Source organism: Nocardioides sp. NPDC059952 (genome assembly GCF_042730435.1).
Lineage (GTDB): Bacteria > Actinomycetota > Actinomycetes > Propionibacteriales > Nocardioidaceae > Nocardioides.
Window position 1 is genome coordinate 47,994 of sequence record NZ_JBHWLY010000016.1, and the last position, 21,250, is coordinate 69,243.

The 21,250-nt window shown below is 69.9% G+C and carries 20 protein-coding genes and 1 tRNA gene; 9 read left to right on the forward strand and 12 right to left on the reverse strand.

From position 1 onward, the window contains the following. Window position 1 precedes the first annotated feature (1 nt). The gene (locus ACFV9G_RS10015; protein WP_378727289.1) at window positions 2-448 is read right to left on the reverse strand and encodes a group II truncated hemoglobin; all 447 of its coding nucleotides are present in this window, start codon (window positions 446-448) and stop codon (window positions 2-4) included. A gap of 81 nt (window positions 449-529) precedes the next feature. On the opposite strand from ACFV9G_RS10015, the gene ACFV9G_RS10020 reads away from it, so the two are divergent. Beyond that, window positions 530-1,111 (forward strand): dihydrofolate reductase family protein, encoded by a 582-nt coding sequence (locus tag ACFV9G_RS10020; protein WP_378727291.1) that lies wholly within the window; start codon window positions 530-532, stop codon window positions 1,109-1,111. Between the two features lie 6 nt (window positions 1,112-1,117). On the opposite strand, the gene ACFV9G_RS10025 is transcribed toward ACFV9G_RS10020, so the two are convergent. The 4 genes from ACFV9G_RS10025 to ACFV9G_RS10040 form a co-directional block, all read right to left on the reverse strand. After that, entirely contained in the window at window positions 1,118-2,443 is a 1,326-nt protein-coding gene (locus ACFV9G_RS10025; protein WP_378727293.1) for a hypothetical protein, read from the reverse strand. A 78-nt stretch (window positions 2,444-2,521) separates the two neighbouring features. Next, window positions 2,522-2,938 (reverse strand): limonene-1,2-epoxide hydrolase family protein, encoded by a 417-nt coding sequence (locus tag ACFV9G_RS10030; protein ID WP_378727294.1) that lies wholly within the window; start codon window positions 2,936-2,938, stop codon window positions 2,522-2,524. Window positions 2,939-2,957: 19 nt separating this feature from the next. Beyond that, window positions 2,958-3,710, reverse strand: coding sequence for an FkbM family methyltransferase (locus tag ACFV9G_RS10035; protein ID WP_378727296.1), 753 nt, complete (start codon window positions 3,708-3,710; stop codon window positions 2,958-2,960). Window positions 3,711-3,801: 91 nt separating this feature from the next. Beyond that, window positions 3,802-4,560 (reverse strand): DsbA family protein, encoded by a 759-nt coding sequence (locus tag ACFV9G_RS10040; RefSeq protein ID WP_378727298.1) that lies wholly within the window; start codon window positions 4,558-4,560, stop codon window positions 3,802-3,804. 105 nt (window positions 4,561-4,665) lie between these two features. Between ACFV9G_RS10040 and orn the strand changes: the two genes are divergently transcribed. Beyond that, window positions 4,666-5,322, forward strand: coding sequence for an oligoribonuclease (orn, locus tag ACFV9G_RS10045; RefSeq protein WP_378727333.1), 657 nt, complete (start codon window positions 4,666-4,668; stop codon window positions 5,320-5,322). Window positions 5,323-5,370: 48 nt separating this feature from the next. Beyond that, window positions 5,371-5,446: transfer RNA gene (locus ACFV9G_RS10050), tRNA-His, on the forward strand. Between the two features lie 34 nt (window positions 5,447-5,480). Here the strand turns inward: ACFV9G_RS10050 and ACFV9G_RS10055 are convergent. Continuing rightward, the gene (locus ACFV9G_RS10055; RefSeq protein ID WP_378727299.1) at window positions 5,481-6,371 is read right to left on the reverse strand and encodes a virginiamycin B lyase; all 891 of its coding nucleotides are present in this window, start codon (window positions 6,369-6,371) and stop codon (window positions 5,481-5,483) included. Between the two features lie 112 nt (window positions 6,372-6,483). On the opposite strand from ACFV9G_RS10055, the gene ACFV9G_RS10060 reads away from it, so the two are divergent. Next, complete coding sequence (locus tag ACFV9G_RS10060) at window positions 6,484-7,359, forward strand: GNAT family N-acetyltransferase (protein WP_378727301.1); 876 nt, start codon at window positions 6,484-6,486, stop codon at window positions 7,357-7,359. Window positions 7,360-7,441: 82 nt separating this feature from the next. On the opposite strand, the gene ACFV9G_RS10065 is transcribed toward ACFV9G_RS10060, so the two are convergent. Next, a complete protein-coding gene (locus ACFV9G_RS10065; protein ID WP_378727303.1) occupies window positions 7,442-8,302 on the reverse strand; it encodes a ribokinase in 861 nt (286 codons plus the stop codon). A gap of 5 nt (window positions 8,303-8,307) precedes the next feature. Then, window positions 8,308-10,668, reverse strand: coding sequence for a phosphoribosyltransferase domain-containing protein (locus ACFV9G_RS10070; RefSeq protein WP_378727304.1), 2,361 nt, complete (start codon window positions 10,666-10,668; stop codon window positions 8,308-8,310). A gap of 146 nt (window positions 10,669-10,814) precedes the next feature. Between ACFV9G_RS10070 and ACFV9G_RS10075 the strand changes: the two genes are divergently transcribed. Continuing rightward, window positions 10,815-12,302, forward strand: coding sequence for a cellulase family glycosylhydrolase (locus ACFV9G_RS10075; protein WP_378727305.1), 1,488 nt, complete (start codon window positions 10,815-10,817; stop codon window positions 12,300-12,302). 42 nt (window positions 12,303-12,344) lie between these two features. Next, the gene (locus ACFV9G_RS10080) at window positions 12,345-12,920 is read left to right on the forward strand and encodes a TerD family protein (RefSeq protein WP_378727306.1); all 576 of its coding nucleotides are present in this window, start codon (window positions 12,345-12,347) and stop codon (window positions 12,918-12,920) included. A gap of 15 nt (window positions 12,921-12,935) precedes the next feature. On the opposite strand, the gene ACFV9G_RS10085 is transcribed toward ACFV9G_RS10080, so the two are convergent. Beyond that, entirely contained in the window at window positions 12,936-13,736 is an 801-nt protein-coding gene (locus tag ACFV9G_RS10085) for a cobalt transporter (protein WP_378727307.1), read from the reverse strand. Between the two features lie 222 nt (window positions 13,737-13,958). Between ACFV9G_RS10085 and ACFV9G_RS10090 the strand changes: the two genes are divergently transcribed. Next, window positions 13,959-18,212 (forward strand): LamG-like jellyroll fold domain-containing protein, encoded by a 4,254-nt coding sequence (locus ACFV9G_RS10090; RefSeq protein WP_378727308.1) that lies wholly within the window; start codon window positions 13,959-13,961, stop codon window positions 18,210-18,212. Continuing rightward, entirely contained in the window at window positions 18,212-18,874 is a 663-nt protein-coding gene (locus ACFV9G_RS10095; RefSeq protein WP_378727309.1) for a hypothetical protein, read from the forward strand. The genes ACFV9G_RS10090 and ACFV9G_RS10095 overlap by 1 nt, the downstream gene beginning before the upstream one ends. On the opposite strand, the gene ACFV9G_RS10100 is transcribed toward ACFV9G_RS10095, so the two are convergent. Both ACFV9G_RS10100 and mca read right to left on the reverse strand, forming a co-directional pair. Continuing rightward, a complete protein-coding gene (locus tag ACFV9G_RS10100) occupies window positions 18,855-19,130 on the reverse strand; it encodes a hypothetical protein (RefSeq protein WP_091050473.1) in 276 nt (91 codons plus the stop codon). The genes ACFV9G_RS10095 and ACFV9G_RS10100 overlap by 20 nt on opposite strands. 33 nt (window positions 19,131-19,163) lie before the next feature. Beyond that, a complete protein-coding gene (gene mca, locus ACFV9G_RS10105) occupies window positions 19,164-20,150 on the reverse strand; it encodes a mycothiol conjugate amidase Mca (RefSeq protein WP_378727310.1) in 987 nt (328 codons plus the stop codon). Window positions 20,151-20,276: 126 nt separating this feature from the next. On the opposite strand from mca, the gene ACFV9G_RS10110 reads away from it, so the two are divergent. Continuing rightward, window positions 20,277-20,669: a DUF4307 domain-containing protein gene (locus ACFV9G_RS10110; RefSeq protein ID WP_378727311.1), complete on the forward strand. Its 393-nt coding sequence runs from the start codon at window positions 20,277-20,279 to the stop codon at window positions 20,667-20,669. A 24-nt stretch (window positions 20,670-20,693) separates the two neighbouring features. Here ACFV9G_RS10110 and greA read toward each other — a convergent pair whose 3' ends face one another. After that, window positions 20,694-21,203 (reverse strand): transcription elongation factor GreA, encoded by a 510-nt coding sequence (gene greA / locus ACFV9G_RS10115; protein WP_378727312.1) that lies wholly within the window; start codon window positions 21,201-21,203, stop codon window positions 20,694-20,696. Between the last annotated feature and the right edge of the window lie 47 nt (window positions 21,204-21,250).

Here is a 21,250-nt window from a genome sequence, read left to right on the forward strand (position 1 = left end):
GTTAGCCCTCGACCAGTCCGTCTCGGCCCCATCGAGGCGTCGGCCCCGGGTCGCCGAGATCGGTCCCCGGCGGCTCCTGGGAGACGTCCTTGGCGATCGCGGTGCCCCAGTCGAAGTAGGCCATCAGCGTCTTGTGCAGGTCTGGCTGGTCGGCCAGGACCTCCTCGATCGCGGCCTGCATGAGCTCGAGCCAGCGCTGCCGGTGCTCCTCGCGGATCCCGAGGCCGAGGTGGACGTTGAGCAGGGCCTGATGGCCGCCGAGCCTGGCGGTGAAGTCGGCCGGGCCACCGAAGATCTCGCCGAGCCAGATCGCCACCCGCTCGACATGGGTGGGCGTGAAGTTCGCGAACACCGGCGCGAGGAGCTCGTCGGCCAGCACCCTTTCGTAGAACGCGTCGCTCAGCCGGCGCAGCGCGGGCTCGCCGCCGAGGTCGTCGTACAAGGTCATGCCTCACCATCACGTGCGGCACCGGGATGCGCAACGAAATACTTGTGGCGGTACGGGGACCCGCACGGCAGGATCGGACGCATGCGCACTCTCATCTACTCAGCGTTCGTATCCCTCGACGGCGTCGTCGACTCCCCCGGCGGCGGCTCTGCATCCGAGTCGCACCGCAGCGGCGGCTGGACCTTCCAGGACCTCGAGTTCCTGCCGGAGGCCTACGCCATCAAGGGCAGCGAGATGGAGGAGGCCGGCGCGATGATGTTCGGCCGGCGCAGCTATGAGGCGTTCTCGCCGGTCTGGCCGGACATGGAGGACTTCACGGTGGTGAAGGAGATCCCGAAGTACGTCGTCTCGACCTCCCTAGGCGACGACGCCCTCGTCGAGGGCTGGGGTCCGCAGACCGTGCTGAGGTCGCTGGATGAGGTCGAGGAGCTCAAGCAGGGCGACGGCGGCCCGATCCTGGTCGCCGGCAGCGCCGAGCTCGCCCGCAACCTCTCCGACGCCGGCCTGATCGACCGCTACCACCTGCTCGTCTTCCCGGTCGTCCTCGGCGCCGGGAAGTCGATGTGGAGCGAGACCGACAAGGACAAGCAGCGGCTCACCCTGGTCGAGTCGGAGGCCTACGCCAACGGCATCCTCAAGCTCGTCTACGACGTCGTCCGCTGATCCCGATCAGGGGCAGCGCGCGTAGAGACGCCGCGACCCGGTCCCGTACGCCGCGGGATCGGTGAACGCGCAGCCGTAGTCGGGTGCGGCGACCGCTGCCCGGTCGAGGACGTCGTCACCGGCCGGACGGTCGCCGTGCTCGACCCAGCCGACGAGATCGCCCCAGGCGGCCGAGGCCTCGGCGGGGCTGAACTCGCAGTGCCCGGCCGAGCGGATCGCGCGCTGCACGACCAGGCCGCCACGGTGGTGGCGGTTCACCTCGCGCAGATAGACCTGCTCCAGCGAGAACGGCACGAACATGTCGCCGAGGTTGTGCAGGCTCACCACCGGGGCGGTGGGTCGGCCGGAGATCCGCGACGGGGCGTTGAGCCGGTGGCTGTAGCGACCGGCCGGGTCGACGGGGTCGACCCGCTCGATCTCGGCATCGAGGTCGACCGGCGAGCCCGGCGCGTAGACGGTGTCCCGGTTGGTCGCGACCCGGCCGATGTTGAAGCCCAGCGTGCCACCGTCGTCCACCGACGGCAGCGTGAAGAGGAAGTCCTTCCACTGCCCGAAGGCGGCCTCCGCGCCCGGCCGCGGTCCACCGCTGCGCTCGATGGTCATCGCCCGCAGCTGCTCGCCCTCCGGGGTCAGTGTGCCGTTGAGCCCCAGGCGCTCCTTGATCACCGGGACGTCGACACTCTGGTAGCTCGCGTCGTAGGGGTAGGCGTCGTACCCGGCGAGCGCCTGCGCGCCGAGGTTGTAGTCGACGAAGAAGTCGAACAGCTCCACGTCGCCCAGCTGCCCGCACATCGGCAGCGCCCCGTCGTAGAAGCCCGGATACTGCTCCAGCGAGCGCCCGATCACGTGCCCGCCCATCGACACCCCGGTCACGTAGGTGCGGGTCGCCCGGCGCGGCAGCAGCTTCGACGCGTACCTCGCCAGGTCCCGTGTCGAGCGCACCCCGGCGCCCACGTCGTAGCCGTTGGTCGAGTAGCTCGACGCGGCCCAGGCGTAGCCCTGCTCGAGGAACGTACGCCGCAGCCCGAACCCCGGCGTCTCGGGTGTCAGCGTGTAGCCGAGCCCGCGGTAGCCGTGGGCCCACATCACCAGCTCGCCGTTCCAGTCGGCCGGCACCTCCAAGACGTACGCCGCGTGCTCGTGCACGCCCTGGCGCACCGTGGTCTCCCTGCCACCGACGACGATCGGCGCCACCGTCGGGTTGCTGATCGTGTAGCCAGGAAGCGGCTGGTCACCGGGTGGTTCGGGGTCGGCGAGCGCCGGGCCGGTCGAGGCGACCAGTGCGGAAGCGGTCAGGAGCAGGGCGAGGAGAGCGGCTGACGCACGGGGCATGTCTCTGAGAGTAGGGCTCGTTGTGACCGGCGTCACAAGCACAGTGCACGATGTGCCTCGTGCACTGTGCACAAGGGATCAGCGGCCGACGGCCTTCCGGATCGCGCCGAACGCCGCCTGCCCCACGCCCTTGACACCCGCCGCGATGAAGGTGGTCCAGTCGAAGTAGTCGCGCCAGAGCTCGATCTTGCCGTCACGCACCTCGAAGGTGCCGCACACCCAGAACTCGGCGGAGACCGAGCCGCGGCTGAGCACGTCGATGCGCTCGGTGAGCACCACCGGGCCATTGGCCGCAATGTTGATCATCCGGACCTCGAAGCCGGTGGTGTACTTCCCCATGATCCGCAGCTGGCGCCCGACCTCGGAGAGGCCACGCGCCGGCGGGAGGGGCACGTTCTGGTAGGTGACGTCGTCGGCGCACAGCGCCAGGGCAGCGTCGATCTCACCGGTCTCGAGCGCGGCCAGGAACTGCTCGACGATCTGGATCTCGGTCATACCGCCACGTTATCGCCGATCAGCGGACGAGCGCAGGACTCAGGACGAGGCAATCCTGGCGATGCAGGGTGGGGTCGTCGAGCAACTCCTCGACGGCGACGCGCTCGCCGGGCACCCGCCGCAGCACGGTCGTCTCCTTCGCCTTCACGAACACGTCGCGGGCCCGGGCCAGCTCGGCGAGGTAGCCGCGGTCCATGTGCTCGATCTCGAGCATCAGCGCCCAGTGCTCCGTGCCTTCCAGGGACCTGGCGGCACCGTCGACGACCTCGCGCTCGAAGCCCTCCACGTCCACCTTCACGCAGAACGACCGCCCTGAGCCGCCGAGCACCTCGTCGAGCGTGGTGACCTCGACGTCGTGGAGCTGCCAGCGCGCCGAGCCGTCGTGGCGCTCGTCGTAGAGCGACGACGTCCCCGACCAGGTCCGGTCGACCGCGAACCGCGCGGCGCCGGGCTCGGCGGCGACCGCCTGCGCGCGCAGGTCGATCGTGATCCCGCGGGTCTCGAGCGTCTTGCGCAGGACCTTGTGCAGCGAGGTGTTCGGCTCGAACCCGATCAGCTCCACCCCCTCGGGGATGTCCACCCCGACGAGCATCTCGCCGTAGTTCACCCCGACATCGATCACGGTCCGCCACTCGTGCAGGCCGAGCGCCAACCGCCACAGCTCGAGCGAGCCACGGATGATCCGCCCCTTGTTGGCGATCAGGCCGATGGCCCGCGGGTCGGTCGGCTTCACATAGATCCGATGCCCGTCTTCGGTCGTCGCGTACGCCATCTCGAGCACCTTCGGGTAGGGGTCAGCCTTCGGCTGTCGCCGAACCCTAGGGCGCCTACGGAAACACGAGTCGAACCGCGGGCGACGCGATTCAGGAGATCTGCTCGACCAGGTTGGCAGCGATGTCGCCGTAGGAGTTGCCGTCCTTGAACTGCTCGCCGTCGAGCAGGATGGTCGGAGTGCCGCTCACCCCGTCGTCGGCCGCCGCCTTCGTGGCGGCGTCGGCCCAGGCCTTGCCGTCGAGGCTGGTGATGCGGTCCTTGACCGCGGACTCCTCGGCGCCCGCCTCGACCGCGAGGTCGACGACGTCGGCGGCCTCGGGGAAGGGGCCGGACTCGCTGGGCTGGTTCTCGAAGAGCAGGTCGTGGAACTTCTTGGCGACCTCGGAGCCGGCCTCCTCTTGGACGACCGCGAAGGCCGAGGTGGCGAGCTCGGAGTAGGGGCCGAACTGATCGAGGAGCACGAACGGGCGGTAGTCGACCTGGACCTTGCCGTCGGCGGCAAGCTCGGCGAGGTCCTCACGGGACGCGTTCTCGAACTCACCGCAGTAGGGGCAGAGGAAGTCCTCGTAGATGACGACCTTGTGCGGCGCATCGTCGGGACCGATCACGAGACCGTGCTCGCTGCTGCCGGCCTCGGGCGCGGCGATCTCGTTGTCCGTGGAGCGGTTCAGGCTGAACCAGACGAGCCCGCCGACGATCACCGCGAGGACGGCGACGACCGCCGCGACGGTGAGGATCGACTTGCGGGCCTGCTTCTTGCGCAGTGCCTCCAGCTCCGCGGCGGCCTTGGCAGCGCGGGCCTCACGCTTCTCCTTGCGCGAGGGGCTGCTGGCTGAATCCGTGCTCATGGAGCCAAGATAGGCCAGTCTCCTGAGCGCAGGCTGAAACCACGCCATGGGAACCGTTATCACATCGTCGCCTATCCCCCCGTAAAGCCGTTGACCAGCGGCGTTATGGTGCTCTGCGTGGCTTCACTGAACGAACGTCTGGTCTGGATCGACTGCGAGATGACCGGGTTGTCCCTCGAGCACGATGCGCTGATCGAGGTGGCGGCCCTCGTCACCGACTTCGATCTCAACGTGCTCGGCGACGGGGTCGACATCATCATCAAACCCCCGGCCGAGGCGCTGGAGCAGATGGACGACTTCGTGCGCGACATGCACACCAAGTCCGGCCTGCTGGTCGAGCTCGAGAACGGTGTGCCGATGCGGGAGGCGGAGGAGCAGGTCCTGGCGTACGTCTGGGAGCACTGCGGCAAGGACTCTCGGCCACCGCTGGGCGGCAACACGGTGGCCACCGACCGCAACTTCCTGGCCCGGGACATGCCCGAGCTGGAGGGGTTCCTGCACTACCGCAACGTCGACGTCTCCTCGATCAAGGAGCTCTCGCGCCGCTGGTTCCCGCGCACCTACTTCTCGGCTCCCCCCAAGCGCGGCAACCACCGCGCCCTGGCCGACATCCAGGAGTCGATCGAGGAGCTTCGCTACTACCGCGAGGCGGTCTTCGTGCCGATGCCCGGCCCCGACTCGGACACGGCCAAGGAGATCGCCGCCCGGCACGGTGCCTCGATCACCGGTCTGGGCGACGCCGATTCCACAGATCAGACCTGATTCCCCTATGATTCTTGCTGGCTCGGACATGCGCTGTCCGAGCCGATGGTGGGCGTAGCTCAGCTGGTAGAGCATCGCGTTGTGGTCGCGAGGGTCGCGGGTTCAAGCCCCGTCGCTCACCCCATCAGAACGGCCCGTCCGACAGGACGGGCCGTTCGTCATTTCCGAATCGACAGGCGGGCCAGCGCGCCGTGCTCGAGCGCGACCCAGAGGGCCCCGTCCGGCCCGAAGGTGAGGCCGTGCGGCTCGGCGTTCGGAGTGGGCAGCGCCACCGGCTCACCGAGCGTCCCTGCCGTGGTGATCGTGCCGATCCGGTTGGCGCCCCATTCGGAGAACCACAGGGCTCCGTCGGGGCCGGCCGTGATCGCGTGCGGACGTGCGCCGCGGTCGGCCAGTGGGTGCTCGTCGATCTCTCCGTCGACCGTGATCCGGCCGATCTGGCCGGCCGCGATCTCGACGAACCACAGCGCGCCGTCCGGCCCGAGGGTGATGCCGACCGGTGCCGCGTCGGGAGTGGGGAGCTCGTGCACGGTGACCTCGCCACGCAGGTCGATGCGGCCGATCGCGTTGGCCCGGTTCATCGTGAACCACATCGCCTCGTCGGCCCCGGCCACGATCGCCGACGGGAACGCCTCCTCGACCGGGAGAGCGAACTCGGTGACGGTGCCGTCGGTGGTGATGCGGCCGATGGAGTCGGCCGTCGTCCCGGTGAACCACAGCGCCCCGTCCGGACCAGCGGCGATCCCGAAGGGCCCGCACTCCCGCAGCGCGTGCTCGGTCACGGCGCCGTCGACCGAGATCCGGCCGATCGCGTGGGCGCGGTACTCGGTGAACCACAGCGCACCGTCCGGCCCGGGAGCGACGATCGTCGGACCGGAGTCTGCCGTCAGCGAGAAGGTGGCCGGACGCTCCCCCGGGACGAGGCGGCCGATCTCGCCGCTGGCCTCCAGGGTGAACCAGAGCGCGTCGTCGGGGCCGGCGGCGATGGCGTACGGACCACGGCCCGGCACCGGATGCTCGGTGATGCGGTCCGTCTGTTCGGATGTCATGGATGCCTTTCTCAGTTCGGCTTCTGCCACACCCACTCTCGATGCTCTGCGCGCACAGAACAACGGATAATTCGCCTTGGATTCCCGGAGATACCTGACTAAAGTCAGATATATGACAGTGGACACCTCTGTGATGCGCAAGTTCAACATGAGCTACGTCCGTCGCGTGGGAGCCCTCGAGGACTCCTTCCTCGGCAGCGGACTCCCCTACGGCACCGCCCGCATCCTCTACGAGATCGGTCTCGGCGCGGGCAACGTCCAAGAACTGAGGATCCGCCTCGGCGGCCTCGACTCCGGCTACGTCAGCCGGATGCTCCGGACCCTGGAGACCAAGGGGTACGTCGCGGTGAAGCCCGATCCTGCCGACGGCCGGCGTCGCCTGGTGGAGCTCACCGAGGACGGCGCCAAGCAGTGGGACGACCTCGAGCGCCGGTCGGAGGAGCGCGCGCACTCCCTGCTCGACCCGCTCACGCCGCGGCAGCGCGACCGTCTCAACGAGGCCCTGGCGACCGCCGACCTGCTGGTACGCGCCGCCGCGATCACCATCGAGCAGGTCGACCCGCGCGACCCGATGGCGCAGCAGGCCATGGGTCACTACTTCGCCGAGATCGGCGACCGCTTCGGCTTCACCGTCGGCGACGAGGGCTTCGGCGACGACCCCTCCCTGCGCGCACCCCACGGCGCCTTCTTCGTAGCCGCCAGCGACGGCGCCCCGGTCGCCTCCGGTGCGGTCCGCGAGTTCGAAGGCACCGGCGAGATCAAGCGCATGTGGGTCGATCCTGCCTGGCGCGGCGCGGGTCTCGGCTCGCGCCTGCTGCGCCACCTCGAGGCCGAGGCGCTGCGGCTGGGCCACCGGGTCGTACGCCTCGACACCCGCGACGTACTGAGCGAGGCGATCGGGATGTACGAGCGGGCCGGCTACGAGCGCATCGACCGCTACAACGACAACCCCCACGCCACCCACTTCTTCCGGAAGGTGCTGGGCTGAACGGCTGGATGCTCACCGAGGTAGCTCGGTCAGCAGCGACTGCCCGCGTGGAGTTCCGCGAAGTCGGTGCGCGTTCACCGAGTTACCTCGGTGAACATCCGCCCGCCCCCGCCGCGTAGGTCTCCACGCGGCCCAGCGGTGGCTGGGCGGAAGGGTGGCCGACCGCCGCTGCGCCCACCGCGCAGGCCGTATGCAGCGCCGCATCGTCCGGGGCCCCGGCCAGGATCGCGAGGGTGAGCGCCGCGGCGAAGGCGTCGCCGGCGCCGACGGTGCTGACCACAGTCGCGGGCACGGCCGGCACCCGGACGGTCTCGACACCCTCGACGACCATCGCGGCACCGGCGGCGCCATAGGTCACCGCGACCCGCCGGGCCGCGCGGAGCTCGGGCATCGCGGCGTACTCGGTCTCGTTGACGACGAACAGGTCCACCTGCTCGACGAGGTCCAGCGGGAGGGGCTGTGCCGGGGCCGCGTTGAGCGCGACGAAGCCCGGAGCCTGTGCGGCGACCGCCCGGACGACCTCCAGGGACAGCTCGAGCTGCATCAGCACGGCCTCGTCCGCCCCGACCGAGATCCCGTCGGCGCCGACGGACGCGTTGGCGCCGGCGCACACCACGATCTGGTTCTCCCCCGCGTCATCGACGGCGATCAGGGCCGTGCCTGTCGGCGGATCGACCGTCCGGACGGCCCCCACATCGACGCCGGCGGCCCTGATCGTCTCGACCGCCCAGGCACCGTCGGCATCGGAGCCGACCGCGCCGATCATCCGCACCCGCGCCCCCAGCCGGCTCGCGGCGACGGCCTGGTTGGCACCCTTGCCGCCGACGTCTCGGCGCAGCCGGCCGCCTCCCACGGTCTCCCCGGCGCCGGGCAGCCGCTCGACGAGCGCCGTCAGGTCGACGTTGATGCTCCCGACGACGACCAGGTCCTGGGGCGAGCGCACTGGCATCAGGGACGTACGAGGCCGATGCAGGAGTAGGGCAGCCCGGAGATCCGCTCCATCGGCACCTCGCGCGCCTCGGCGAGCTTCTTGACGTGGCCCAGGTCGGCGTCGTGGGCCGGGTCGAGCAGGATCTTGGCCGGCTCACCGTGCAGCAGCAGCCGGATGGTCTGGTCGACACCGGCCTGGACCAGGCTGACGTCGCCGTCCGCGAACTTCTCCGCGACCTCCTCGACCGCCTCCCAGCCCACCCAGGTAGGCGTGTGGTCGCCGCCGAGGTGGGCACCGAGGTCGAGCATCACCTTCGTCCGCACGATCGGGAAGCGGGCCGCGACGGTGTCGATGAACTTCTTGGACACGTCGGCCGGAGCCAGGTCGGCGTGGAACACCGCACCGTGGAAGTCGTTGGGACCGACCCGGTCATCGTCGATGACGGGACGCGAGACGAGGCCGGAGACGGTCGAGCCGAGGGATGCCGACGGGATGAGGTAGTCCTCGCGGGTGCCGTAGACCGCCACGCTCCGGCCCGGGTCGGCGAGGACCGCGAGCTCCGGGGAGAACGGCGAGGCCAGATGGGCATCGAGCGTCGAGTTGGCCTTCTCGACCGAGGCCGCCAGCTCCCGGGCGATCGCACCCGTGCCGGTCCAGCCGTCCACGAACATCACCCGGGCGGGGTCGTGGTGCGCGGCGAGGTAGGCGAGCGCGGTCTGGTCGATGCCGCGCCCGCGGATCATCGAGATCGCGTAGTGGGGCAGGTCGAGCCCGTGCACACGCTGCGCCCAGCGCCGCATCAGCACCCCGATCGGGATGCCGGCACGCACCAGGGAGACCAGCACTGCGTCCTGTCCGCGCCGGGCCAGCACCTGCTCGGTGACCAGGCCGATGGCGTACGCGACCCGCTGGGCCGATGCGGTCAGGGCCGCGTCGAAGAGCTCCCGGCGTGCCTCCGCCTGCTCCTCGGCGTCTGCCTCGGCCGCGTCCGCGGACAGGTCCTTGAGCAGCCAGGCGACGTCGTCGCGGTCGTAGGAGCCGAAGGCCGGCCCATGGAGCGGGGCAGGCAGCTGCCGGGCCGGCTGGTCGTGGCGCGGCTCCGGGGCGTACGCCGGGATGGTCACGACCACGACCCTCGGCGCGAGCCGGGCGAGCTGGTCGACCAGGCCGCCCTCCTCGTGCAGCGCGGGGGTGTCGGCCGGCTCGTCGACCACCAGCACGATCGTCTCGAAGGCACCCTCGTGCAGGTTGTAGGCGAAGCGCGGCCCGTCGCCGTCGGCCGGGTCGTCGTGGGACGGGAAGGTGATCGCGGTGCGGATCGCGTAGCCCGGGTCGTCGACGTCGAGCACCGGCGAGCGGGTGGTCGTCGAGTAGGTGATCTCGTGGCGGCGGCCCTCGGCCGCGCGGCGGTCCGCCAGCGCGGAGGCGATCCGCAGCGGTGCGTACATCAGCTCCTCGGTGCCGAGGACGTGCACCGGGCCGTCGGGGATGCGGCCGGCGACGGCGGCGGCGGTCACCGTGACGGCCGACTCGTAGGAGCCGGAGGCGCTGGTCGTGAAGCCGTGGCGGCCGCCCTCCGGGACGGCGCGTGGCCAGGTCGCGACGACCTGGACGACCTCGCCGCGCGGACGCCGGCTCGTCTCGACGCCGGCCAGCTGACGGAGGTTCTCGACGGTGTCGATGAGCCGGTTGCCGTTGTCGGCGAGGTCCTCGGGCAGCTCGATCTCGCCGCTCGCGAGGGAGACCACGTGCAAGGTCGCGCGCAGCCGCTTGATCGAGCGCTCCATCCGGCCGCGATCGTCCTCCGAGCGCAGATCGACGAGCGCGGCCACGACGTAGTGCTTGTGCGGGAACTTCTTGTGAAGCGCCCGGATGGTGTTGACGACGGTCTTGCCGGTGATGACCTCGTCGTCGACCAGCACCAGGGTGTCGCCGCGGGCGAGGAAGGCGGGGTCGGCGGGGAGCAGCCGGTGGGCGGTCGCGTGCGAGTGCTCCTCGTAGAAGTCGGCGACGGACTCGATGCCGTCGACGACGCGGCGGGTGGAGTGCAGGTAGGGCGCCCCGAGGGCGTCGGCGACGAGATGGCCGAGCGCGGTCGCGGTCTCGGCGTAGCCGAGGACCACCGCGTCACCGGTGGCCACGGCACGCGCCTTGGCCCCCAGACGCAGCCCGGCATCGGTCACCAGACGCGGGTCGGTCGGAATGTGCTTGCCGAGGACGGAGGAGACGAGGAGCTGCGCCCGGCGGGGGTTGCGTCGCACCGCCAGACCGACCAGATCGGTGAGCATCATCCCGCTCGGCGCTTCGGTCGTCCGCAGTCGCACGCCCAGACGCTCGGCCACCCAGGTGCCCGACCAGCCGCTCGCTTCGTCTCTCACAGGTGACATTCTCCCCCAATGCTCCTCTTCTGACTCAACCGCACCTGGGGCCCCATGTCCACTGCGGAGGCCCGTCGCGGCGGGCCTGACGTCCAGAATGAGAACACGTTCTTGCCGGACGTGACATGGAGCACTAGGTTCCGCACATGTCACGTCGCTCGGGAAGCTTCGCCATCGTTGCCGCCGCGGTGGCTGTGCTCGCGTTCGGGACCTCGCTGCTGAGCCCGGTCGGGCCGGCCGGCGCAGACCCGGCGGAGGCTGATCCAACGAAGGAGACGCCACGCCTGTCCCGCGAGGGACGCTGGCTGGTCGACCAGCACGGCCGGATCGTGCTGGTGCACGGGCAGAACCTGGTCTGGAAGCACGCCCCGTACGTCCCGTCCGACTCCGCCAGCGGATTCACCGCCGAGGATGCCGAGTGGCTGGCCGAGTACGGGTTCAACGGCGCCCGGATCGGCACGCTGTGGGCCGGGGTCACCCCGGACGCCCCCGGAGAGGTCGACGAGGACTACCTCGACGACTGGCAGCGGGTCATCGACCTGCTCGCGGACAAGGGCATCTGGATGCAGTTCGACTTCCACCAGGACATGTGGCACGAGACCTACGGCGGCGAGGGCGTGCCCAACTGGGCGGCCAAGCGGCCGGCGCCCTACAACCTGCACCCGCCGATCAAGCTGTCCTTCCCGGCGACGTACATCACCCCCGAGCTGGCCACCGTCTACGACAACTTCTGGGCCAACAAGTCCGGGGTCCAGGACGGTTGGGCCGCCGCCTGGGGCGCCGTCGCGCAACGTTGGGCCGACCAGCCCTACTCGATGGGATACGACCTCATCAACGAGCCGTGGGCCGGCAAGGAGTGGCTCTCCTGCCCGATCACCGGGTGCGCGAGCTCGTACGCGAACGAGTTCCAGCCGGCGTACGAGAAGGCGACCGCCGAGATCCGGAGGTCCGACCCGGAGGGCATCGTCTGGTACGAGGCGCAGCTGCTCGCCAGTCAGGTGCCCAACTCGAGCTTCGGTCCGGCCAACGACGATCAGGTCGGCTTCTCCTGGCACAGCTACTGCCCCCTCGGCTTCCTCGACTCCCAGGGGATCCCGCTCGGCGTGGACGGCTGCAAGAGCTATGACGATGATCACCACGAGGCAGCGCTCGAGCAGGCCAGGACGATGGGCGCGACCAACCTGATGTCGGAGTTCGGCGCCACCGACAACACCGAGCTGCTGGCCATCGACACCGCCTCCGCTGACGACCATTTCGCCTCCTGGATGCACTGGGCCTACAAGCACTGGGACGACCCGACCACCGCCGACGGCCGACAGGGAATGTTCGAGGACGACGGCGACCTGTCCACGGTCAAGGAGGAGAAGCTGCGTACGCTCGTGCGGACCTATCCGCAGGCGACTTCCGGCACCCCCGTGGACCTCTCCTTCGACCCGGAGACCGGCGCGTTCAGCTACACCTACGAGCCGTCCCCGGGGATCGAGGAGCCGACCGAGATCTTCGTCAGCCCGCTCCACTATCCCGACGGTCCGGACATCGCCGTCGAGGGCGGCCGGGTCGTCGGCGAGGCCGAGCACAACCGGATCCTGGTCAAGGCGAGTGGAACGGGACCGGTGACGGTCACGATTGACTAAGGTGGCTGTGCCCGCTCGTCGGTCCAGCCATCGGAGGATCACTTGTCCGTCTCGCTCGCCAAGGGACAGTCGGTCTCGCTCACCACAGGTGACGGCAGCAGCATGACGCACGTTCGGATCGCGCTCGGTTGGGACGCGGTCAGAAAGGGCCTCTTCGGCGGGTTCCGCGGGGCCGACGTCGACATGGACGCCTCCGCGATCCTCTACGACACGGCCGGCGCCCACGTCGACCAGGCCTGGTTCCGGCAGCTGAAGTCGACGGGCGGCGCCGTCGTCCACACCGGCGACAACCGCACCGGCGCGGGTGAGGGCGACGACGAGTCGATCATCCTCCACCTCGACCGGGTGCCTCCCGAGGTCGCCCAGATCGTGTTCACGATCAACTCGTTCACCGGGCAGAGCTTCGCCCAGATCCAGAACGCGTTCTGCCGTCTCGTCGACGAGAACACCCACACCGAGATCGCCCGCTTCGACCTGAGCCAGACCGGGCCGCACACCGCGGAGATCATGGCGAAGGTCAGCCGCCACGACGGTGGCTGGGCGATGACCGCGCTCGGCGAGATCGGCAACGGGCGTACGTTCCAGGACCTGCTGCCCTCGATCGCCCCGACGCTCTGACCACTGAGATCGCGGTCAGCCGAGTGAGCCGACTCCCACGACGGCGAGGCCGGCGCCGAGGACGGTGACGCCGAGCGCGGCCAGGATCGGGGTGACCTTCGCCGCGACCTGGAGGTACGTCTTCGACTCGGCGACCCGGACGACGAGGTTGTTGCCCGCCAGGGCCAGCAGGCCGACGCCGAACAGGATCGTCGCCATGCCCAGGCCGAAGGTGATCACCAGCAGCAGCGCGAACGCCGAGCGGCCGGCGAACAGGCCGGTCACCAGGACCAGGAAGGCGCCGGGGGACGGGGTCAGGCCGCCGGAGATGCCGAGCAGGACGATCCCAGGGCGGCGTACGCCTGCCTGACCGTGCTCGCCCGAGTGGCCGTGCGAGTGGCCGTGGGAGTGACCATGTCCGGTCTCGGAGCGAGCAGCGCGCCAGTGCCGGCGCAGCAGCCAGAGCCCGGTGCCGACGACCAGCACTCCGGCGACGATCTGCAGCCCGGCGGTGAGGTTCTCCAGGCGGACGAGATCCGAGAGCGAGAAGAACGCCCACGCCACCGCGATGACCAGCACCGAGAACGTGTGCATCACCGCCACTGAGCCGCCGAGCCAGGCTGCGTCCCGCACCCGACCCTCGGCACCGATCAGGTACGCCGCCGCCAGGGTCTTGCCGTGTCCCGGCGCGATCGCGTGCGCGGCGCCCGCGGCGAAGGCGAGCACGAAGGCGGCCGCGGCGATGCCGGGCTGCTCCAGATAGCCCTGCACCCGCTCGACCAGCGCCGCCGCACCGAACCAGTCGCCCAGAAAGAAGCCCAGAAAGAAGTCGTCCATGTCAGGCGCAAACGATGGCACAGAGTTTCATCGCCGGATACGGCTGAGGCAATCGTTTACCCACCGGACAGACGGGCGTCGACAGCGCCGCTCGGCCACGTTCACCCGATCTCAGGATGCTCATCGACTGGCCGGGCACGGGTGCTCCGGCTGTTCGGCACCTCGGGCGATGCCGCACCCCCACTCGGCAATAGCAGCATGCCCCAGGAAACAAGGAGCATCGTGTTCGCAGCACCGAACGCCAGTCTCGCCAGAATCGGACGGACGCGGCTGATCGCCGCGGTCGCCGGTCTGGCTCTCGCCGGAGGGGTCGTCGCGGCCCTGCCCGGCGACACCATCACCTCGGCCAGCGCGGCGACCTACACCGCCGTCGGTGCACCGGTCACCGGCGCTCCGCGAGCCGCACTCGCGACCGTGGACGCCCCGGCACCCGACGTACTCGACATCGACTTCGCGGGCGGCGCCCCACATGAGCGCACCCAGTCGCTCGAGCCGCGCACCTGGGGTGCGCCGACGTACGGCACCGACGACACCCTCGCCGAGGCGCCGACCGGCATCATGACCGTCGACGGCACCGATGACGCGGTCTCCGTCGAGCACGACCCGTGGGCCGACCTGCAGCAGGGCTTCACCATCGAGTGCGTGTTCCGGGTCGAGAGCACGCTGCCCACCACCAACGAGAAGGACCTCTGCTCCAACAAGGAGGCGGGCGGCTACTCGGTCTACGTGACCGGGTCCAACCTGGGCACGATGGCCCACATCGGCGGCGGCTACAAGACGGTGCTGACCCCCATCACGGCCAACCGCTGGTATCACGTGCTTTCGGTGTGGGATGGCCAGACGCTGAGCCTCTACGTCAACGGCACCAAGGCCGGGTCGACCGCCGCCACCGGCGCGCTGCAGGCCCCGGCCTCGACCTCGCGCCGCTTCGTGGTCGGTGCCGACTCGGCTCCCACCGGGATCGGTCAGCCGGCTCCGCCGGCCTCGTTCGCCGGTGCCTCCCTCTTCGCCCGCGCGGTGACCGATGCCGAGGCGGCGGCGCTGGCCGGCTCCTACGACACCGCTCCCCCGGTGCCGGCCGCGGACGTGCTCGACGTCGACTTCGACGACGGCACCCCGGCCGACGACACCGGCCGCGCCGTGACCACGGTCGGTGAGCCGGTGATCTCCGACGACACCGCGCTGGACGCCAAGGTCGCCTCCTTCGACGGCGCAAACGACGCGTACGCCTACGCGATGGGCTCCGCCGCCTGGGACCAGATCGACGAGCAGGTCTCCATCGAGTGCACCTTCAAGGACAACGGCACCTTCCCCAACGGGACCGAGCACTCGATCTGTTCGGAGAAGGAGGGCGGCGGCTACTCGATCGTCGTCTACAGCGGCAAGCTGACCTTCGCGGTCCACGCCGGCGGCGCCTACCGCAACGCCCAGGTCGAGATCGAGACCGGCCGCTGGTACCACGCCGTCGGCACCTGGGACGGCGCGACCGCCCGGCTCTACGTCGACGGCGCCCTTGCCGCCTCGATCGCCGCACCCGCCCCGCTGACCCGTCCCGGCGGCAGCGCCCTCAACTCGTTCTACGTCGGTGCCGACTCGGTCAACCAGTTCTGGTCGCCGGTCACCGTACGCAACGCGCGGATCTTCACCGAGGTGCTCACCGCCGACCAGGCCGAAGCCCTCAACGTGGCCGCGCTCGGTGACGTACGCGACGCGGGGGTGGTCGTCAACGGCACCACCCCCGCGGCCGGTGCGCACCTCACCACGCCGACCGAGTTCGCCGTCGACATCACCAACCAGGGCAACGCCTCCGGCTGGACCTACACGCTCGACGGCGACCCGATCCGGCCCGGCCAGGAGATCGGCGCCGGACTGGCCCGCGGTGAGCACACCATCGAGATCGCCGCGAAGGACGTCTTCGGACGGCCGGTCGCGCACACCTCGACGTTCACCTCCGACGCCATCCCGACCGGCGGCGGCACCGACACCGGCCAGGGCAAGGGGAAGGTGACGCTCTCCGCGATCGCCAACAGCCCCGACGGCTCGGACGTGACCACCACCTTCAAGGCAGCGTCCGCCGCGGTCGCCGACGGCGGCTTCCAGGGGGTCGTGCCGGTGCTCCCGAGCGCGCTCGAGTTCGACTACTCCTCCCCCGAGACGATCGAGGGGCGCCAGCTGCCCGACGGGAAGACCACCGAGAGCGCCTCGAGCAAGCTGATCCCGTTCCAGCGCTACGACGTCTCCGTCCCGGCCTCCGACTCGCGTCGCCACGTGGTCTGGACCGGCACCGCCGACCCGGCCCGCTCGGTCTCGCTGCGGGTGTGGAACACCGCTGAGAGCCGCTGGGACGAGCTCGCCTCCGCCCGCGGGATCGCCGACGGCGACACCACCTTGCAGGGTCGGGCGCTGGCGGCACATGTCGACGACGGCGTCGTGCACGTCCTGGTGACCGGAATCGACCCGTTCGCCGACGACCTCTCGCCGCGCGACGAGTCGGCCACCGACGACAAGGACCACTTCGAGAACCCCGAGGACTACGACTTCTCCTTCGCCCACTTCACCGACACCCAGTACATCGCCGAGGGCGCTGCCGGCGGGACGTACGAGAACTTCAACGGGATCGAGGAGCCCTCCGACGTGCAGCTGGTCGAGGAGCAGGCGGTCTGGCAGCGCGCCTACCGCGCCGAGACCGAGTGGATCCGCGACAACGCCGACCAGCGCAAGATCGCGTTCACCTCGCACACCGGTGACGTGACCGAGAACGACACCAAGGACCCGCTGGCCACCGGCGCCGACGGCAAGCTCCTCTACCCGGGGCTCGACGAGCAGGTCACCCGTGAGTTCGAGTTCACCTCGGACGCGCAGGCGACCCTCGACGAGGCCGGTGTCGTCAACCAGGTCGTCGCGGGCAACCACGACAACCAGGGCGGCAACGAGACCGGGGCGCAGTCGCGGTTCAGCCGCTACTTCAGCCCGTCGCGCTACTACGAGGCCGCGCAGGCGTGGCCCGAGGGCGCCTCCTACCACGCCTGGGACGAGGAGACCGACGGCTCCGGCAACGTCACCGAGCCTGGCACCGACAACCAGAACAACTACGTGCTCTTCTCCGCCGGCGGGCTCGACTTCGTCGCGGTCGGCCTCTCCTACGGCGTCACCGCGGACGAGGCGGCCTGGGCGAGCGAGATCTTCGCGCGCTTCCCTGACCGCAACGGCATCCTGAGCACCCACGCCTACCTGGCGCCCTCGACTGCACCCGACGGGCGTGGTGCCGGCTTCTCCACCGACGGGTCCCGGCTCTTCGACCAGGTCGTGGAGGCCAACCCCAACGTGTTCCTGGTCCTCGCCGGCCACGAGCACGGGGTCGGCACGAACCTCAAGCGCGGCATCGGTGCCACGGTCTCGCACAACGTCGTGGAGCTGCTGGCCGACTACCAGTTCTACAAGGTGACCGCCGGGGAGCTCTTCCCCGACTCCGTCGACGCCTCCGGCAACATCGATCTCAACGGCGACGGGACGGTGGACCACAAGTCGACCGACCTGCTCCAGTTCGGCGCCTCCTACCTCCGCCTGCTGCAGTTCGACACCGAGCGCGCGGAGATGTCGGTCGACACCTACTCCCCGCACCTGGACGACTTCGGGGCGACGGAGTACGACGACCGGCACCGCTACAACGGCGCCGAGGACAACCTGACGTTGCCTGTGGACCTCTCCACCAGGCGTACGTCCTTCACGACCGATGCGCTGACGGTGGTCACCCCGACCGACACCGTGATCGGCACCGACACGGCGCGTTCGGGCTGGCCGGCGACGGTGGAGTGGGCCGGGCTGACCGAGGGCGAGGTGTACGCCTGGACCTCGACCTCACGCACCGGCGAGGCCGGTGACATCCAGACGCTCGGCTCGATCGACCAGTTCGGCGGCGTCTTCCTGGCCACCGCGGCCGGCACCGACGCGACACCGCCGGTGCTGAAGGTCCCGGCCTCGACGACGATCGAGGCGGGCGCGGAGTTCGACCCGCTGGACGGGGTCAGCGCGACCGACAACACCGACGGCGACCTGACCGGCAGCATCCAGGTCTCCGGCAGCGTCGATGTGAACACGCCGGGCGCCTACCCGCTGACCTACACGGTCACCGACTCCAACGGCAACCAGGCCGTCGCCTCGCGCGCGGTCGTCGTCGACGAGGTCGACGTCCCCGAGCTGACCCCGGTCGAGCTCACCGCGAAGGACGTCACGGTCCGCTTCGGACGGGACCTGACGCTGCGTACGTCGCTCACGCCGCGCAGCGCCACCGGCACGGTGCAGTTCCTCATCGGTGAGGACGTCTTGTGCGAGGCGCGCGTCCGACGCGGGGTCGCCGAGTGCGAGGTCGATGTGCTGCCGCCGCCGGGCCGTCACCAGGTGCAGGTCCTCTACCCGGGTGACGACACGCATGCACCCGCCACGACGAACCTCACGCTGACGGTCAGGCAGCGTTAGTGCGTCCCTCTCCTCGGGCTCTCGCGGTGGTCGCCAGCTTCGTGCTGGCGGCCACCGCGGGCGTACCCGCCTACGCTCATCCGTTCGGACCGCCCCAGACCGCGACGATCTCCGGTGACGCCCGTACGCCGCAGGTCACCTGGCACTTCGGGGCCACCGACGACATCGCCTACCTCGCCGTCCACGTCGGCGCGCTTGAGCAGGACCGGATGACCCTCGACGGTGCCGTGTTCTACGAGTCCGGCGACGAGGCGGCGCTGGCGACGTCGGAGGCCTACGCCGACTACGTGCTCGACCACATCCGGCTCGAGGGCTGCGACGGGTCGGTCGAGGCCGGCCAGGACCTGATCGGCGACGGGACCACGGTCATCTTCGACTGCCCGTCACCGGCCTCGGCGACGAAGATCGAGATCGACATGATGACCGACCTGCATCCGGCGTACCAGACCCTCGCCTCAGGGCCGAACGGCCAGAAGGCGGCGTACGCAGGGACCACCCGGTCGCACACCTGGTCGCTCGGCGAGGCCCGTGCCTCGGCGACCGGGCTCAGCGCACTCCTCCAGATCGGCGGCACCCTCGGCACGATCGTGCTGGTCGGTGCCGGCGGGTGGTGGTTCGTGCAGCGTCGCCGGCGGGCGGAAGCTAGCGCTTCAGCTTCTTGATCTCGTCCTTGGCGGCCTGCTGGGCGATCGCCTCGGCCTGGGCCTCCTCGCCGAAGACGCCCTCGACCTTGGCCTTCTCGACCTTCTTGAACTGACGCAGCATGCTCCAGGCGATCACCGCGACGGCGACGCAGAGCGCGATGAAGATGCCGAAGGCGGTCCAGCCCGCGACCACGTCCTCGTCCTGCGGCGGGGTGGGCTCAGGAGCGGGCTGGGAGGTGTGCAGAGTCTGCGTCGTCATCGGGAGGCCGGACATGCCGACATTGTCTCACCTGTGCCTGAGAGACCCTCAGGCGGTGACGACCTTGCCGAAGCTGATCTCGCGACCGACAGCGGCCTTGCCCTCGTCGTCGGCGGTGGAGACGTCGAGACCGGCGAACAGATCGGTCTCCTCGCGCCTCTCCGCCTCCGGCACCGGCACGTAGGAGGTCGCCAGCTCGTAGTCCTCGGTCGGCCAGGCCTCCTTCTCGATCTCCCGGGGCACCGCGAACCAGGGGCCGTCAGGGTCGATCTGGGTGGCGTGCGCGAGCAGGGCCTGGTCACGCACACCGAAGAACTCGGCGCACTCGACCTTCGTGGTGACCCGCTCGTCCCAGCCCGGATCCGGCTTCCAGGTCTCGAGGCGCTCCTCGTAGGGCGAAGCGAGGCCGTGGCTCTTGATCGCCTCGTGAAGCGCGATCATCCGGGGGTAGTTGAAGGTGTGGCTGTAGTAGAGCTTCAGCGGCTGCCACGGCTCACCCGCGTCCGGGAACAGGTCAGGGTCGCCCGCCGCCCGGAACGCCTCCACCGAGACCCGGTGGCACATGATGTGGTCCGGGTGCGGATAGCCCCCGTTCTCGTCGTACGTCGTGACCACATGCGGCCGGAAGGAGCGAATGATCTCGACGAGCCGGCGCGTGCTCACCTCGAGCGGCGTCCGGCCGAAGGAGCCCTCGGGGAGCAGCGACCAGTCCTTGGCCGCCATGTCCTTGACCTGCATGAACTCCTCGACCCAGCCGGAGTCGACGAAGCCGAGCCAGTCCTGCTTGATGCCGAGGATGTCGCGGGCGCGATGCATCTCCTCGCGGCGGATCTCGTGGATGTTCTCCAGGATCCCCGGGCGCTCCATCTTCGGGTTGAGGATGTCGCCCCGCTCGCCGCCCGTACACGTCGCGACATGGACGTCGACCCCTTCGGCGACGTACTTCGCGGTGATCCCCGCGCCCTTGCTCGACTCGTCGTCGGGGTGCGCGTGCACGTGCATCAGGCGGAACGCCTGCTGGAGCTGCTCTGGCATGAGTTCAATCCTAACCACGCTCCGTCTCACGGTTCGGTTACCCGCTCCCAGTCCGCGGACAACTTTGGTGGTAAGCGTCCGGGGACGGATGTGCGGTCTCCTTCGGCGGGATGGGACCATGTTCGGGTGAGCACGCCGTCAGCCGAAGATTCCCGCATCGCGACCCGCTACGGCCGCGGCCCGCGCCGTCGGCCGGGCGTACTCATGATCGGTCTGATCCTCGCCCTGGTGGCGATCGTCGGCTGGTTCGGCTGGGCTCTCTGGCTGGCCCTGCACCCCGAGGTCTCCTCCGGGCTGGAGACGTGGGAGGCCGTCAGCGAGAACGAGGTCGAGGTGACCTTCGTCGTACGCCTCCACGACAAGGACGCCAAGCCGGTGTGCACCGTCGAGGCCGAGGACGACAAGGAGGAGAAGGTCGGCCACCTCGAGTTCACCGCCACCGAGGGGCGCCAGACGATCACCATCCCGACCGAGCGCCGTGCGCTGCGGGTCGAGTGGGGTGACTGCACGGTCGAGTGACCGCGCAGCGCACCCGCACGCGGATCAGGCGGTGAAGACCTCGGTCTTCAGGATCTCGACCTTGAGCGGCCCGCGAGGACCCTCGTAGGTCACGGTGTCACCGGCGCTGGCACCGATGAGGGCAGCACCGATGGGCGAGGCGGCCGAGGAGATCTCGACGCCGCCCGCGTAGTCCTTCATCTCGATCGACGCGATCAGGCGGGTCTCGGCCTCGTCGTCGTCATCGCCCTCGAACTTGAACGTGACCAGCTTGCCGACCGAGACGACACCGTCGTCCTCGGGGACCGTCGTGTCAGCCTTGCGCAGCAGCGCCTCGAGCTGCTGGATCTGACCCTCGAGCTTGCCCTGCTCCTCGCGGGCGGCGTGGTAGCCGCCGTTCTCCTTGAGGTCACCTTCGTCGCGGGCGGAGCTGATCTCGGCAAGGATCTCCTGGCGTCGGGGGCCCTTCAGGTATTCCAACTCCGCGGTCAGCTTCTCGAACGCGCCCTTGCTCAGCCAGATCGTGGCAGCGGTGGTCTCGGTCGACTGCGTCATGGGTTGCTCCTGATGGGTAGTGAATATAAATAAGGGGCGCCGGTCAT

Excerpts from the sequence above, each read along its gene's own strand:
- orn (WP_378727333.1), top strand. The coding sequence starts at position 4,666 with ATGGTGCTCTGCGTGGCTTCACTGAACGAACGTCTGGTCTGGATCGAC.
- ACFV9G_RS10055 (WP_378727299.1), bottom strand. The coding sequence starts at position 6,371 with ATGACATCCGAACAGACGGACCGCATCACCGAGCATCCGGTGCCGGGC.
- ACFV9G_RS10025 (WP_378727293.1), bottom strand. The coding sequence starts at position 2,443 with ATGCCCCGTGCGTCAGCCGCTCTCCTCGCCCTGCTCCTGACCGCTTCC.
- ACFV9G_RS10040 (WP_378727298.1), bottom strand. The coding sequence starts at position 4,560 with ATGAGCACGGATTCAGCCAGCAGCCCCTCGCGCAAGGAGAAGCGTGAG.
- ACFV9G_RS10075 (WP_378727305.1), top strand. The coding sequence starts at position 10,815 with ATGTCACGTCGCTCGGGAAGCTTCGCCATCGTTGCCGCCGCGGTGGCT.
- ACFV9G_RS10085 (WP_378727307.1), bottom strand. The coding sequence starts at position 13,736 with ATGGACGACTTCTTTCTGGGCTTCTTTCTGGGCGACTGGTTCGGTGCG.
- ACFV9G_RS10060 (WP_378727301.1), top strand. The coding sequence starts at position 6,484 with ATGACAGTGGACACCTCTGTGATGCGCAAGTTCAACATGAGCTACGTC.
- greA (WP_378727312.1), bottom strand. The coding sequence starts at position 21,203 with ATGACGCAGTCGACCGAGACCACCGCTGCCACGATCTGGCTGAGCAAG.
- ACFV9G_RS10020 (WP_378727291.1), top strand. The coding sequence starts at position 530 with ATGCGCACTCTCATCTACTCAGCGTTCGTATCCCTCGACGGCGTCGTC.
- ACFV9G_RS10100 (WP_091050473.1), bottom strand. The coding sequence starts at position 19,130 with ATGTCCGGCCTCCCGATGACGACGCAGACTCTGCACACCTCCCAGCCC.
- ACFV9G_RS10030 (WP_378727294.1), bottom strand. The coding sequence starts at position 2,938 with ATGACCGAGATCCAGATCGTCGAGCAGTTCCTGGCCGCGCTCGAGACC.
- mca (WP_378727310.1), bottom strand. The coding sequence starts at position 20,150 with ATGCCAGAGCAGCTCCAGCAGGCGTTCCGCCTGATGCACGTGCACGCG.
- ACFV9G_RS10035 (WP_378727296.1), bottom strand. The coding sequence starts at position 3,710 with ATGGCGTACGCGACGACCGAAGACGGGCATCGGATCTATGTGAAGCCG.
- ACFV9G_RS10015 (WP_378727289.1), bottom strand. The coding sequence starts at position 448 with ATGACCTTGTACGACGACCTCGGCGGCGAGCCCGCGCTGCGCCGGCTG.